At 67.4% G+C, this 13,218-nt stretch carries 12 protein-coding genes and 2 tRNA genes; 6 read left to right on the top strand and 8 right to left on the bottom strand.

Annotated elements, in window-relative coordinates; translation table 11 throughout:
• Positions 1–25: 25 nt before the first annotated feature.
• Complete coding sequence (gene radA, locus ACW171_RS04495; protein ID WP_492095900.1) at positions 26–1,393, bottom strand: DNA repair protein RadA; 1,368 nt, start codon at positions 1,391–1,393, stop codon at positions 26–28.
• A 150-nt stretch (positions 1,394–1,543) separates the two neighbouring features.
• Between radA and ACW171_RS04490 the strand changes: the two genes are divergently transcribed.
• Positions 1,544–2,206, top strand: a complete 663-nt coding sequence (locus tag ACW171_RS04490) for a hypothetical protein (RefSeq protein ID WP_492095899.1) — start codon at positions 1,544–1,546, stop codon at positions 2,204–2,206.
• On the opposite strand, the gene alr is transcribed toward ACW171_RS04490, so the two are convergent.
• The gene (gene alr / locus ACW171_RS04485) at positions 2,197–3,240 is read right to left on the bottom strand and encodes an alanine racemase (protein WP_492095898.1); all 1,044 of its coding nucleotides are present in this window, start codon (positions 3,238–3,240) and stop codon (positions 2,197–2,199) included. The genes ACW171_RS04490 and alr overlap by 10 nt on opposite strands.
• Before the next feature lie 129 nt (positions 3,241–3,369).
• On the opposite strand from alr, the gene gltX reads away from it, so the two are divergent.
• Positions 3,370–4,719: a glutamate--tRNA ligase gene (gltX, locus tag ACW171_RS04480; RefSeq protein ID WP_492095897.1), complete on the top strand. Its 1,350-nt coding sequence runs from the start codon at positions 3,370–3,372 to the stop codon at positions 4,717–4,719.
• Between the two features lie 60 nt (positions 4,720–4,779).
• On the opposite strand, the gene ACW171_RS04475 is transcribed toward gltX, so the two are convergent.
• A complete protein-coding gene (locus tag ACW171_RS04475) occupies positions 4,780–5,082 on the bottom strand; it encodes a DUF8200 family protein (protein ID WP_492095896.1) in 303 nt (100 codons plus the stop codon).
• Positions 5,083–5,213: 131 nt separating this feature from the next.
• Positions 5,214–5,819, bottom strand: coding sequence for an LOG family protein (locus tag ACW171_RS04470; RefSeq protein ID WP_492095895.1), 606 nt, complete (start codon positions 5,817–5,819; stop codon positions 5,214–5,216).
• Positions 5,820–5,906: 87 nt separating this feature from the next.
• Here ACW171_RS04470 and ACW171_RS04465 point away from each other — a divergent pair, with 87 nt between their 5' ends.
• Positions 5,907–6,644: a carboxypeptidase-like regulatory domain-containing protein gene (locus ACW171_RS04465; protein ID WP_492095894.1), complete on the top strand. Its 738-nt coding sequence runs from the start codon at positions 5,907–5,909 to the stop codon at positions 6,642–6,644.
• A 91-nt stretch (positions 6,645–6,735) separates the two neighbouring features.
• On the opposite strand, the gene ACW171_RS04460 is transcribed toward ACW171_RS04465, so the two are convergent.
• The 3 genes from ACW171_RS04460 to ACW171_RS04450 form a co-directional block, all read right to left on the bottom strand.
• Entirely contained in the window at positions 6,736–7,935 is a 1,200-nt protein-coding gene (locus ACW171_RS04460) for a winged helix-turn-helix domain-containing protein (RefSeq protein WP_492095893.1), read from the bottom strand.
• A gap of 38 nt (positions 7,936–7,973) precedes the next feature.
• On the bottom strand, positions 7,974–9,287 hold the full coding sequence (locus tag ACW171_RS04455) for an Hsp70 family protein (RefSeq protein WP_492095892.1): 1,314 nt from the start codon (positions 9,285–9,287) through the stop codon (positions 7,974–7,976).
• Between the two features lie 111 nt (positions 9,288–9,398).
• Positions 9,399–9,473 (bottom strand) — tRNA-Asn (locus ACW171_RS04450).
• Positions 9,474–9,529: 56 nt separating this feature from the next.
• On the opposite strand from ACW171_RS04450, the gene ACW171_RS04445 reads away from it, so the two are divergent.
• Positions 9,530–10,348, top strand: coding sequence for a TrmH family RNA methyltransferase (locus ACW171_RS04445; protein WP_492095891.1), 819 nt, complete (start codon positions 9,530–9,532; stop codon positions 10,346–10,348).
• A gap of 236 nt (positions 10,349–10,584) precedes the next feature.
• On the opposite strand, the gene ACW171_RS04440 is transcribed toward ACW171_RS04445, so the two are convergent.
• A tRNA-Cys gene (locus ACW171_RS04440) sits at positions 10,585–10,658 on the bottom strand.
• A 156-nt stretch (positions 10,659–10,814) separates the two neighbouring features.
• Here ACW171_RS04440 and ACW171_RS04435 point away from each other — a divergent pair.
• Positions 10,815–11,444, top strand: a complete 630-nt coding sequence (locus tag ACW171_RS04435) for a protein-L-isoaspartate O-methyltransferase family protein (RefSeq protein ID WP_492095890.1) — start codon at positions 10,815–10,817, stop codon at positions 11,442–11,444.
• A 129-nt stretch (positions 11,445–11,573) separates the two neighbouring features.
• Positions 11,574–13,106 carry a TolC family outer membrane protein gene (locus ACW171_RS04430; protein WP_492095889.1) on the top strand — a complete coding sequence of 511 codons (1,533 nt, stop codon included), beginning with the start codon at positions 11,574–11,576 and terminating at the stop codon, positions 13,104–13,106.
• The last annotated feature ends 112 nt before the right edge of the window (positions 13,107–13,218 follow it).

The following is a 13,218-nucleotide window of genomic DNA, read 5'->3' as shown; positions in this document are numbered from 1 at the left end:
TCGGTTTCCGTGCGGACCACGGACCTCAATACCTGTTCTGTGAGATTCGTTCGACGGCTTCGGTCAATCGGCTGACCCCTGTGACCAAAACGCCGCCGCCCTTGACGGTGAGGGGTGGCGACAGGGCCTGGTCGAAGCCGAGCTTCTGGGCTTCGCGCAGGCGGGCCTCGGCGCGGCCGACGGCGCGGACCTCGCCCGACAGGCTGATCTCGCCGAAGACGATACAGCCCTGGGGCAGGGGCACGCCGGTCGCTGAGGAAATCAGGGCGGCGGCGGCGGCGAGGTCGGCGGCGGGCTCGTTGATGCGCAGGCCCCCGGCGACGTTCAGATAAACGTCCTGATCCCCGAAGCCGAACCCGCAGCGGGCCTCCAGTACAGCCAGGATCATGGCGAGGCGGCCAGTCTCCCAGCCGATGACGGCGCGGCGCGGGGTGCCGTAGGCGGACTTGGAGACCAGGGCCTGGATCTCGACCAGGACGGGGCGGGAACCCTCGATGCCGGCGAAGACGGCGGCGCCGGGCGCGCGGTCCTTGCCCTCGCCGAGGAAGAGGGCGGAGGGGTTGGAGACTTCACGAAGGCCCGCGTCCCCCATCTCGAAGACGCCGATCTCGTCGGTGGCGCCGAAGCGGTTCTTGCCGGCGCGCAGGATGCGGAACGGATAGCCGCGCTCGCCCTCGAAGCTCAGGACCGCATCGACCATGTGCTCGACGACGCGCGGGCCGGCGACCTGGCCATCCTTGGTGACGTGGCCGACGAGGACGACGGCGGGACCGCCGGCCTTGGCGAGGCGGACAAGTTCGCCGGCGCAGGCGCGGACCTGGGTCACCGAGCCGGGGCCGGCCTCGTGGGCGTCGGACCACAGAGTCTGGATCGAATCGACGATGACGATGTCGAACTTCTCGCGCTTCAACGTGCCGAGGATGTCGCGCAGCGCCGTGGCGGAGGCGAGTTGGACGGGGGCCTCGGACAGGCCCATCCGCTTGGCGCGGGCGCGGATCTGTTCGATGGCCTCCTCGCCGGAAATATAGGCGACGCGGGCGCCGGACAGGGCGGCACGACCGGCGACATCAAGTAGCAGGGTCGACTTGCCGACGCCGGGATCGCCGCTGAGCAGAATGGCCGAGCCGGGCACGACGCCGCCGCCGCAGACGCGGTCGAACTCGGTCACGCCGGTGACGATGCGGGGCGGCTCGGGCGTCTCGGACAGCAGGGATTCGAACTGCAGGCCGCGCGCCTTGGCGGTCGTGGCGGGTTTCAGGGCACCGGGGGGCGAGGCCGAGCGGCCTTCCTCGACGATGGTGTTCCACTGGCCGCAGGAGCCGCACTGACCCGACCATTTCCCGTGGACGCCCCCGCAGGACTGACAAACATAGATCGCACCGTCTCTGGCCATGGGTGACGGCTTACAGGAAGCGCGGAGCGGTGGGCAGGGGGTGGTTGGAGGGGTGCGACCGTTTCAGACGTAGGGTCGGTGCTGTCAGGAATGGCAACTTGCTCATGGGGCAGAAACGCCGTTCGTTGTCCGCCAATAGAGGGGGAAGACATGAAGACCATTTCCGTCGCTGCTCTCGCCGCGCTCGCGCTCGCGCTCGCGCTGGCGGGTTGCGAGCAACCGGCCGAAACCAAGGCCCCGGCCGAGGCCGCTAATGCGATGCCCGCCGGCGCTGCCGCAGCCGTCGATCGCATCGCGGCCATCTCCGTCCTGGAGAGATGCGGGGCGGATGCGCCCGGGGTGCCCAGGCCCATGCTGAGCCATGCCGTAGATCTGGGCGGCGGCGTGTTCGCGGTCATCATGGATTGCCAGCCCGATGCGGAACAGACCGTGACGCAGACGCTGCATGTCCAGGGGGCGGACGGGGTGCTGAAATACCAGCCGCTGCTGATCTACAACGGCGACGGCTATGAGCCCGACTACACCTGGGAAGGCACGCACTCGGCTCCGTTGACGTGGGACGCGGCGACGTCGCAACTGGTGTCGGTCTACAAGTCGCCAGCCCATCCGGCGGCCGACGGCCAGGAGGCGGTCGAGGCCAGCGAAGCGACGATCCGCTGGCGCTGGGCCGGGGATCATTTCGCCATGGTCAGCTCGACCTATGCGGTGCAGGACGCGCCGGGCGCGCCCTTCGTCGTCAGTGCGACCTGGTCAGGCACGGAGTCGATCGCGGATCCGACCTCGCCCCTGGAGCCGGTCGCCCCTCAGGCCTGACCGAGGTAGGTGCGCTCGAAGCGGTTGCCGATGGAGGTTAGCAACTCGTAGCTGATCGTCCCGGCGGCCGTGGCGGCGTCATCGACGGGGCGGTTCGCGCCGAACAACTCGACGTCGTCGTCGAGAGAGACATCGGCGCCGGTGATGTCCACGGCGATGACGTCCATCGACACCCGGCCCAGCAGTGGCCGCAGGGCGCCGGCGACCCAGACCTGACCGTTCGGGCTCATGCTGCGGAGGAGGCCGTCGGCGTAGCCTGCGCCGCAGGTGGCGATGCGGCGCGGCGTGTCGGCGAGGAAGCCCCGCGAATAGCCGACGGTCTCGCCGACCGGCACGTCTCGAATCTGCAGGATTTCGGCGGTCAGGGTCGCGACGGCTCTCAGGCGAGGATCGGGTCGTCCTTCCGGGCCGCCGCCGTACAGGCAGATCCCCGGGCGCACGGCGTCGAAAGTATAGTCGGGGCCCAGGAAACAGCCGCCGGAGTTGGCGAAGGACTTGAGGGCGTCCGGATAGCGCGATGATGCAGCAGCGAAGGCGTCCCGCTGGCGGCGGTTCATCGGCTCAGCGGGAGCGTCGGCGCAGGCGAGATGGCTCATGACCAGTTCGAGGCCGTCGAACGGCTCGGGCGCGTCCTCGGGACGGAAGCCGAGGCGGTTCATGCCGGTGTCGATCTGAAGTCCACAGGCGCGGCCGTCGGCTGCCTTCCATGCGGCGATCTGATCGGCGTGGTTGAGGATGGGGCGGAGGTCGGCGGCCTTCAGCGTCTGCGCCGCTTCGCCGACGCAGCCGTCCAGGACATAGATCGTGGGCTCAGCGCCAATGGCCTCACGCAGGGCGACGCCCTCGTTCAGCCGGGCGACAAAGAAAGTGCGAGCTCCCTCGGACAACAGGCGTTTGGCGACCGGTACGGCGCCGAGGCCATAGGCATTGGCCTTCACAACCGGATGCACGGGCACGCCGGTCAAGCCTTCAAGCGCATGGAAGTTGTGCGAAAGGGCGTTCAGGTCGACGGTCAGGGAGGCGGGCGCGGTCATCGTGGCCTTATGCCGCAAGATCGTTGCCGGAAAAGCCGAAAAGCGACCTGCGATGTCGATGGGGGCCGTCCTTGACTTGGGGGCGTGCGTGACCGACCTACGCGCCTCGCTTTCAAGGTCTGCCCTCCTATGTCCGTCAAGGTCCGTTTCGCCCCGTCACCCACCGGCAAGCTGCATGTCGGCAATGTCCGTACCGCTCTGGTCAACTGGATGTTCGCCAAGGGACGGGGAGGCAGCTTCGTCCTGCGTATCGACGACACTGACCTGGCGCGGTCGACGTCCGAATTCGAACAGGGGATCGAGGACGACCTGACCTGGCTAGGGATGCCGTGGGATGAGCGATACAACCAGTCAAAGCGGTTCGACCGCTATGATGACGCCGCCGAGCGCCTGAAGGCCGCCGGTCGTCTGTATCCGGCCTATGACACTTCCGAAGAGCTCGATCGCCGCCGAAAGGTGCAGCTGTCTCGCGGCCTCCCGCCGATCTACGACCGCGCGGCTTTGGCGCTGACGGACCAAGAGAAGGCGGCGTTCGAGGCCGAGGGACGCAAGCCGCACTGGCGCTTCAAGCTGGACGGAAAGCGGGTGTCCTGGGAGGACCTGTCGCGCGGTCACTGCGAGGTCGATACGGCCTCGATGTCGGATCCGGTGCTGATCCGCGAGGACGGTCTCTATCTCTACACCCTGCCGTCGGTCGTCGACGACATCGACATGGGCATCACCCACGTCATCCGGGGCGAGGATCACACCACCAACACCGGCGCCCAGATCGAGATATTCGAGGCGCTGATCGCTGCGGGCCTGGGCTCCGAACTGCCGACCTTCGCCCACATGCCGCTGCTGGTCGGGGCCGACGGGGCGGCCTTGTCCAAGCGTCTGGGGTCACTGTCGGTCGCCGAGATGCGGGACCATGGCTACGAGCCCATCGCCATCACCAGCCATCTGGGCCGGATCGGCACCTCCGATGCGCTGGAGGTGGCCGACAGCGTTCAGGCCCTGGGCGACGGGTTCAGCTTCGACAAGATGGGGCGTTCGCCGGCGCGCTACGACACCGAGGATCTGGACCGGCTGAATTCCCAGGCCCTTCACGTCATGCCTTATGCGACGGCCAAGGACCGACTGTCGGCTCTGGATTGCGATCTGGGCGAGACAGTCTGGGAGGCATTGAGAGGCAACCTGACCAAGTTCGCCGACGTGGTCGAACTGACGCGGATGGTGCGGGGGCCGGTGACGCCAGTGATCGAGGACCCGGCCTTCGCAGCGGCGGCCCTGGCCGTACTGCCTGAGGCGATCGATGCGGGCGCGTGGTCGGCCTGGACCAATGCGGTCAAGGAAAGCACAGGCGCCAAGGGCAAGGCCCTGTTTATGCCGCTCCGCCATATCCTGACGGGCCAACCGCATGGGCCGGACATGGCGACCATCGTGCCGCTGATCGGCCGCGAGAGGATCGAGAAGCGGCTGAAGGGCGAAGTGGCCTAGACAGAAAAACAAAGGGGCGGCTCGTCGAGCCGCCCCTTTTTTATTTCCAGTGTGCGCCGATCAGGCGTTGCAGGCGGCCAGTTCTTCGGCCGTCAGGGCCGTGCCGCGCCACGAGAACTCGGTGATCTGGCCGAGACGGGCGGCCACGCGGCGGCATGCCCGCGGGGCGGGTTGGTTCGCGCCGCCCGTGGCGGTGCAGGTCGCACCTTCGCAGCGCCAGTTGGCACCGTCGATGATGGTGGCGCGAGCCGGGGCGCGCGAGGCGTCGGCGAGAACCAGGCGGGTCTGGGCAGGCGTCTGGGCCACGGCAGGGGCTGTGGCGAAGGCGGCGCAAAGGGCGAGCAGGGGGAGGACGGCGCGCATGGGAAACTCCGGTGCAGGGAACGGACCGACACGGTCCAGCGTCAACACCGGCATAGTGGGTTGTTATTAAAAACTGTCAATCCGCGTTTTTAAAGCGGACGGACTGCGGGCGTCGACTTGCCAATGATCACTTATCGCTGATCATGTTTCAAGGCCGGCGAGGCGTCAGCGTGTCGCAGGGTGTCGATCGCCTCCTCGACCGTGTCGCAGACGGTCCAGGCCTGAAGGAAGGACGCCGGGGTGAAGCCGCTTTCCACGCTCTGGCGCATCAGGGCGAAGAAGGTCTCCCAGAAGCCGTTGATGTTGAGGAAGATCACCGGCTTGCCGTGCAGGTCGAGCCGCTTCCACGACAGAAGTTCGACGACCTCCTCCAGGGTGCCGATGCCGCCCGGAGCGACCACGAAGGCGTCCGATTGGTCGTACATCAGCTGTTTGCGCTCATGCATCGAGGTGACGACGATGGTCTCGACCTCGTCGAACAGGCGTTCACGGCTGCGCAGGAAGGCCGGCATGATGCCGACGACCCGACCGCCCGCCTCGTGAGCCGCACGCGCCGAGGCACCCATCAGGCCCACGCCGCCGCCACCATAGACCAGCCGCCAGCCCGCCTTAGCCGTCGCCGCGCCGAATGCGGCTGCGGCGGCGGTATAGATGGGGTCTGCCGCGTCGGAAGAACCGCAGAACAGGCAGACGGACTGGCCGTCGAACGGCGCGATCGTGGGAGTGGAGGCGGACATGAACCCTCGGGACGAGACGCAAGATTGAAGACAGGCCGAACGCGCCGGTCTATCTGGGCGAACACTCCTACAGACCCGGCGAACAGGATGAAACGAAGGATCGCATCGAGCCTCGCCGCAGTGGCCGCGCTGTTCGTCGCCGGCTGTGGGGAACAGGCGCAGCCGGAGGCGGACACAGCGCCGGAGACGGGCTGGGTCATGTCGCCCGAGATCGACGCGGTCGCTTCGAGCGGGCGTGAGTTGATCGTGCGCGGACATGCCTCCCCGCTGGGTCGCGTCGTGGTCAGCGGGGCCGGCGATCTGGCCTATGCCGTCGGTGCCGACGCCCAGGGCGTGTTCGAACTCCGGGTGCCGCGTCCGGCGAGAGATACCCTGTTCGTGGTGGAGGCGCGGGTCGGTCAGGAAGGCTTTCCGGCACCCTATCGCCTGTTGATCGGGGCGGACCCCCAGGCACCGATCGCCCTGCTGGCCGTCGGGGCGCCGACGAAGAGGCTCGACGGCGGTTACGGTCTGGACGCGGTGGACACGGACGGACGGGCGGCCCTTGTATCCGGGCGAGCCGCACCGGGAGCGGAGGTGGTCATCGAAGGCGGGGTGGAGCGACGCGTGACGGCGGATGAGGCCGGGCGCTGGCGACTGGCCGGATTGGGCGACGGGACCACGCCGATACGTGTCGCAGACGTCTCCTATGCGCCTGCGCCGGGCGGCACCGCGCAGCCGGATACGCTTGAGCGCGCGGGGGCAGGGTGGCGGATCGGCTGGTCGGGCCCGGGCGGGGGTCGGCAGTCGACCTGGTTCCCCGATCGGGCGATAGTGGATCGTTAACCAATTCAGCCCAGCCATGGGGTGTTCTCTTGGAGGACACCCACCACCAAACCTTTTCAGCCCGGCGCGTGCGTCGGGCTTTTCTTCGATCTCAGCCGGGCATGGCGTCAGTCAGGTCCTCAGCGAGGTCGCCGCGCTCCTTGACCTCGACGCCGCCCAACCCGAGCCAGCCGGCCATTCGCGTCAGTTCCGCCGCCAGTCTTGAGGCGGTTTCAGGCGTCGCCCGAGGCTCGCGCCAGGCCGCCTGGACCAGAAGCCGTCCGGCCTGACGATCGGCCTTCAGGTCGACGCGGGCGGTGATGGCCTCGTCTTCGAGGAAGGGCAGGACATAGTAGCCGTGAGTGCGCTTATGGGCCGGTGTGTAGATCTCCAGGCGGATGCGGACGTCGAACAACCGCTCGGTCCGGTCCCGGAACCAGATCAGATTGTCGAAGGGGGAGAGGAGGGCAGCGCCCTGGATCTTGCGCGGACGCCGGGCGTCCGGCGCGACATAGGCCATGTTGCGCCAACCGGGGACGGTCGCCGGGGTCAAAACGCCGTCTTCGACCAGTTCGGCGATGCGATCCTTGAAGCCCTCCACCGGAAGACGGAAATAGTCGCGCAGATCGGCGGCAGTGGCCACGCCCATGGCTGAGGCGGCGATGCGGATCAGGTGGCGGTGGGCCTCCGCCTCCGTCGGGGTCGGCAGGTCCAGAATCGCTTGGGGGATGACCCGTTCGGTCAGATCGTAGACCCGCTCGAAGTTGCGGCGGGTCCTGGTCGTGATCAGTCCGGCCCAGAACAGCCATTCCAACGCCCGCTTGCCGTCGGACCATTCCCACCAGCCGGGCTTGCCGCGCGGACCTGTGGCGAAGTCGGCGCCCGTCACCGGGCCGCGTCGTTCGATCTCGGCGAGAACCTCGTCGATATAGTCGCGGCGCTCGCGGCCGAAGCGGTTGATGCCGGTCCAGATGCCATGCCCGTCCCGCGCCCGTTCCATCCGCCAGCGCATCATCGGCTGGGTCTCGATGGGCAGGAGAGACGCTTCGTGGCCCCAGTACTCGAAGAAGGACGGCGTCCTGCCCCAGGCCTCGGTCTCCAGCAGGTCGCGCGGATAGTCGCCGAGGCGGGAGAAGGCGGGCAGGTAATGGGTGCGGCTGACGACGTTGACGCTGTCGATCTGGATGACGCCCAGACGCCGTGACGTGTCGCGCAACTGACGGGCACCGACGGTCGCGTGGTGAGGCTTGCCGAAGCCCTGGGCGGCGAGGGCCATGCGGCGGGCCAGGGCGGGCGAGATCTGTTCGGTCATCTGCAGCGACCGTATCCGGCAGTCGGGCGGTTGTCGCCTCAGCGGCGCTCGCTCCAGAGATCGAGGTCCGTTTCTCGCCCGATCAGGGCCAGGCCAGAGGCGATGGATTCGAACTCGCCGCCGGTCTCGATCTTCGCCGGGTCAAATCGCCGATGGAAGATGTCGCGCACCGCCGGAACGAAAGAGGTGCCGCCGGTCAGGAAAACGCGGTCGATCTGGCTGGCGGAGAGGCCGGAGGCCGTGATCGCTTCGTCGACGGCGGCCTCGATGGCGGCGAGTTCAGGCGCGATCCAGCCCTGGAACTCCGCCCGCGTGACCTCCGCCTCGATCCGGATGGACCCGGCGACGAAGCAAAATGTCGCCGCCTCGTCCTGCGAAAGGTCCATCTTCAGGCGCGAGATAGCCTGGTAGAGGCCGTAGCCGTGGTTGTCGTCCAGCACCTCGATCAGACGAGCCAGCTTGTCAGGTTCATCGGCGGTGCGGGCGAGGGAGCGGATATCCTTCATGTCGCGCGAGGCGCGCAGCAGGGCGAGCTGATCCCAACGCGCGAAGGCGGCGTAGTAGCGCTGGGGGATCGGCAGGACCTTGCCCATGTTGCGGTAGGTTCCGCCCTTGCCCAGTTCGGGCGACACCAGCTGGTCGATGATTCGATAGTCGAAAGCGTCGCCCGCGATGCCGACGCCGGACCTGGCCAGCGGGGTGGACCGCAGCCCCTCGGGAGACGGCTCGAAGCGGACGATGGAGAAGTCGCTGGTGCCGCCGCCGAAGTCGGCGACCAGGACATTGGCGGGCTCAGTCAGGGTGCGGGCGAAGAAGAAGGCGGCGCCGACCGGTTCGAAGGCATAGCGAATGTCGGTGAAACCCAGCCTCTGGAAGGCGATCTCGTATCGCTCCAGCGCCAGATCGGCATTCGGTGATCCGCCCGCGAAGGTGACGGGACGGCCGACGACCACACGCGGCGGCAGGTCATCCAGCGCCGGACCGGCATGGTGACGGACGCGCAGCAGGAAGGCGGCCAGAAGGTCTTCGAATCTGTAGCGACGATTGTCGATCACCGTCTCGGTGAAGGCGGCGCTGGCGGCGAAAGTCTTGAACGACTGGATGAAGCGGGTGTCGAGCGGATCCTCGACATAGGCCTCGATGGCCCATGGACCGGCCTCGACGACGCGTTCCGGCGTCCGGCTGTCTTCGCCCGGATGAAGCTGGAAGCTGAGAGTGGAACGGAAGGTGGCCAGATCGCCGGCCGGCGTATCGAAGCGCACCACCGTCGCATCGCCGTCGCCTGTGGTCAGGGCGACGACCGTATTCGTGGTGCCGAAGTCGATGCCGATCGTCACGGGGCGCGAAGTCATGAGCGCGAGGCCTCGGAAAGCGACCGGGACGGCGCTGGTGATTTCTGATCGCCGGGGCGCCTGTCGCCGAAAGGCGATGGCGCTTCTCTATTTTCGGGCTAAAGCGCCGAGTGGCTCCGCGGGTAGGATTCGAACCTACGACCAGCCGATTAACAGTCGGCTGCTCTACCACTGAGCTACCGCGGAACAGCTGCTCGGGAGGCGGGCCTATAGCAGCGGCCTTCTTGATTGTGCAACGGGAAATGTCAGCCAACAGCGTTCAGTTTATCGATGACCCCGAAGATGCCCGCGTGGCGGCGTTTCGCGACATTCGCGAACGCGACCTGACGGGGCGTGAAGGCCTGTTCGTCGCGGAGGGCGAGGTGGTTATCCGCACCCTTCTGGCGGCAGAATCGCTCTGTCGGGCGCGTTCGCTGCTGATCGCGGCGAATCGTGTGGAGGCTCAGCAGCCCTTGATCGCGGCGGCGGGGGCGGACACGCCTGTCTATGCGGCGTCGCAGGCGGTCATGGATGCGATCGCCGGCTTTCCCCTGCATCGCGGCCTTCTGGCCCTGGGCGAGAAGCCCGTCGCGCCGAGCGTCGAGGACCTGCTGGCGGGACTGCCGGAGGACTGTGTGGTCCTCGCCTGCGCCGGGATCGGCAATCACGACAATATGGGAGGGCTGTTCCGGAACGCCGCAGCGTTCGGAGCGGCGGCGGTGCTGAGGGACGAGCGGTGCTGCGATCCCTTCTATCGCAAGGCCATCCGAGTCTCGGTCGGAGCCGTGCTGAGGACGCCGAGCGCCCAGTCGACTTCGCTCGAGGCCATGATCGTGGCGCTGCAGGCCGAACGATTCGAGGTCGTCGCCCTGTCGCCCGGCGCGATAGAGCCCTTGAGCGCGCTGACAGCTGGGGGACGAAAGGCCGTGCTGGTCGGATCCGAAGGGCCGGGGCTGCCATCCGAGGTTATGTCGCGACTGAGAACGGTCGGGATTCCCATGGCGGGGGGATTCGACTCTCTCAACGTCGCGGTGACGAGCGCGCTGGCCCTCTACCAGGTCACCGGTGTGTCGATTCGCTGACAGCCGCGTGATTTCAGCGCGTTAACGTATCGTGCACCTTGATGAACGGCGGTTTTCGTGACGCTATGGAGGTCCTGGGGAGGATGATATGGCTGGTATTCTTGGATTCATGAGCCGCAATGTGCGGATCGCCGTGGCGATCGGCGTGGTCGCGGCGGCTGTCGGCGGTGCCGGCGCGATCGGCTGGATGACCGCGCCGATCTGAGAAACCATCCGAGATCTCAACGAGATCGCGATGGAGGCCTGACCGGGAATCGAACCCGGGTGCAAGGATTTGCAGTCCTCTGCGTCACCACTCCGCCATCAGGCCATAGGGCTTTTTGAAAGGCCCTCAGATCGCGAGGGGCGTTCGCTATCAGATCGTCTCAACCGCTGCAACGCGGATTGTCGCATGCGACGCACGGACCTATAAGCGCGCCAGATTTTCGGCCGCTTCGGCCGACAGGCTTCAGGGATTTCGCGACACATGGATTACGCCGCCGCTCGCAAGGTCATGGTGGACTCCCAGGTTCGGGTGAACGACGTCACCGACCGCACCCTTCAGGCCGCCCTGGTGGCCGTGCCGCGTGAGCGCTTCTGCGCCCCGGACCAGGCCTTCGCCGCCTATGGCGAGGTCGAGGTCGAGATCGCCGCCGGTCGCCGCCTGATGCAGGCCCGCGAAGTCTCCAAACTGATTCAGGCGCTGGACGCGCGCGAAGGCGAGAGGGCGCTGGCCATCGCCGCTCCCTATGCGGCTGCGGTCCTGGCCGCGATGAAGGTCTCGGTGACCGCCCAGGAAGCCGAGCAGGCGGTGCTGGACGTCGTCGGGCCCGCGCTGGCGGATGCCGGCGTTGATGTGGTCGCCGCGCCGCTGACCCAGCCTGCGGGAAGTGACTGGGACATGATCGTCTCTGAAGGCGCCGTGTCGGTGCGCCCGGCGGCCTGGCTGGCGGCGCTGCGCGTCGGTGGTCGTCTGGCCGTGGTCGAGCGGCCCGGCCCGAACGGCCGGGCGGTGCTCTACGTAAAAGGTCGCGAGGGCGTGTCGCGTCGCGAGTTGTTCGACGCCGCCCCGCCGGTGCTGGCTGAAATGACGCCGGCAGCCGTATTCGCCCTCTGATTGCCGCGATCGCGACGGAGTTCACTGGCGGTCGCGTGAAAAAAACTTAACTGGCGTAGCTGTGGCCGGTCACGCACTAGGCCTGCATAGGATACTGGCGCCGTTCGCGACGCTCATCGGGATACACTCATGTTCAAACGTTCGCGCGCGCTCGCTTCCGTCGCCTTGATCGCCGTCACGGCGGGTCTGGCCGCACCGGCCTGGGCGGAGACGCTGCAGGAAGCCATTGCCCTGGCCTACCGCACCAATCCCACGCTGCAGGCGCAGCGGGCCCAGCAGCGCGCGCTCGACGAAGCTGTGCCGCAGGCGCGCGCCGGGCTGCGGCCGACGCTTTCGGCGGGTGGGTCGGCCTCCTATAGGCGGACCGACGGGCCCGATACGGCCGGCATTGATGTCACTGGCGACGGCATCCCCGACATCCCGGCTTCAGAAAACATCTCCGAAACGGACTCGGTCGGAGCCAGCATCAGCGTCGAGCAGACCCTATATTCCGGCGGTCGTCTGGCACGCGGAATCGACGCGGCAGAGGCCGCGGTCCTGAGTGGTCGCGAAACCCTGCGCAGCACCGAGCAGCAGGTCCTGGGCGCGGTGATCCAGGCCTATGTGGATGTTCAGCGCGACGTTGAAATCCTGCGGATCCGCGAGGCGAACCTTGGCGTGCTGCGCCGTCAACTCGACGAATCGAATGCCCGTTTCGAGGTCGGCGAGATCACCCGGACAGACGTTTCCCAGTCCGAGGCGCGTCTGGCGCAGTCGGAAGCCGACCTGGCCGGCGCTCAGGCCCAACTTTCAGTCTCGCGCGCGACCTATGCTGCGGTGATCGGTCAGGCGCCGACCAACCTCGAAGAACCTCCGGTCCTGCCGGGCGTGCCCGCCGATTTCGACGCGGCTCTGGACGCCGGGTTGGCCGAGAACCCGAGCCTGCTTGCGGCCGAGTACGCCCTGCGTCAGGCGGAAGCCCAGCATGCCCAGGCCCGATCCGCCTATCTGCCGTCCGTGGGCCTTACCGGGTCCTATGGCTCTACGACGGCTCTCGACGGTTTCGATCTGTCGAACCGGACGGACGCCTTCCAGGCCGGCGTCAGCCTGTCGGTGCCGCTGTTCACCGGCGGCCTGAACAGCTCGCGCGTCGCCCAGGCGTTGGAACAGGCCAATGCCGCCAAGATCGAGATCGATCGCCAGAAGCGCTCCGTCCTTCAGGGCGTGTCGAGCGCCTTTGCCCAGGTGGTGTCGAATCGCTCGCAACTGGATGCGGGCGTGGCCGGTGTCAGCGCCGCGCGCGTCGCCGCCGAGGGTGTGCGTCAGGAGCAGCAGGTGGGTCTGCGGACCACCCTCGACGTGCTGAACGGCGAGCTGGAACTGCGTAATGCCGAGATCAATCTGGCGGTCGCCAAGCGCAATCTCTACGTCGCCCAGGCGTCGCTTCTGACGTCCATGGGGCGGCTCAACGGCGAGGCCCTGGTTCCCGGTATCGAGGTTTACGATGCGGCGGCAAACGCCGAGCGCGTGCGCAATCGTGGCGGTTTGCCGTGGGACGGTCTGATCGAGACGCTGGACCGTGTCGTCGCGCCGCCGATCATCCCGGCCAACGAGACCGAGAACGCGCCGATCGACACCCAGCTGGACGGCGAGATCGTGCGCACGGCGCCGTCGGGCCAGTAAGGTCCGACGGGCGCACATGGCGCTTTAGCCCGACACGCGAAAAACGCCCGTTGATTCCCACGGGCGTTGATGCGACGAAATGAAGTGGGGCAGGGCGAACCGTCGGCCCCAA

Source organism: Brevundimonas sp. FV1ye28 (genome assembly GCF_058681135.1).
The sequence above is the reverse complement of the archived record's forward strand: the minus strand, read 5'-3'. Positions and strand labels throughout refer to the sequence as shown.

Bases quoted from the DNA above. Each gene is read 5' to 3' on its own strand.
- gltX (WP_492095897.1), top strand. From the start codon at position 3,370: ATGTCCGTCAAGGTCCGTTTCGCCCCGTCACCCACCGGCAAGCTGCAT.
- alr (WP_492095898.1), bottom strand. From the start codon at position 3,240: ATGACCGCGCCCGCCTCCCTGACCGTCGACCTGAACGCCCTTTCGCAC.
- ACW171_RS04470 (WP_492095895.1), bottom strand. From the start codon at position 5,819: ATGTCCGCCTCCACTCCCACGATCGCGCCGTTCGACGGCCAGTCCGTC.
- ACW171_RS04430 (WP_492095889.1), top strand. From the start codon at position 11,574: ATGTTCAAACGTTCGCGCGCGCTCGCTTCCGTCGCCTTGATCGCCGTC.
- ACW171_RS04465 (WP_492095894.1), top strand. From the start codon at position 5,907: ATGAAACGAAGGATCGCATCGAGCCTCGCCGCAGTGGCCGCGCTGTTC.
- ACW171_RS04460 (WP_492095893.1), bottom strand. From the start codon at position 7,935: ATGACCGAACAGATCTCGCCCGCCCTGGCCCGCCGCATGGCCCTCGCC.
- ACW171_RS04490 (WP_492095899.1), top strand. From the start codon at position 1,544: ATGAAGACCATTTCCGTCGCTGCTCTCGCCGCGCTCGCGCTCGCGCTC.
- ACW171_RS04445 (WP_492095891.1), top strand. From the start codon at position 9,530: ATGTCAGCCAACAGCGTTCAGTTTATCGATGACCCCGAAGATGCCCGC.
- ACW171_RS04455 (WP_492095892.1), bottom strand. From the start codon at position 9,287: ATGACTTCGCGCCCCGTGACGATCGGCATCGACTTCGGCACCACGAAT.
- ACW171_RS04435 (WP_492095890.1), top strand. From the start codon at position 10,815: ATGGATTACGCCGCCGCTCGCAAGGTCATGGTGGACTCCCAGGTTCGG.
- radA (WP_492095900.1), bottom strand. From the start codon at position 1,393: ATGGCCAGAGACGGTGCGATCTATGTTTGTCAGTCCTGCGGGGGCGTC.
- ACW171_RS04475 (WP_492095896.1), bottom strand. From the start codon at position 5,082: ATGCGCGCCGTCCTCCCCCTGCTCGCCCTTTGCGCCGCCTTCGCCACA.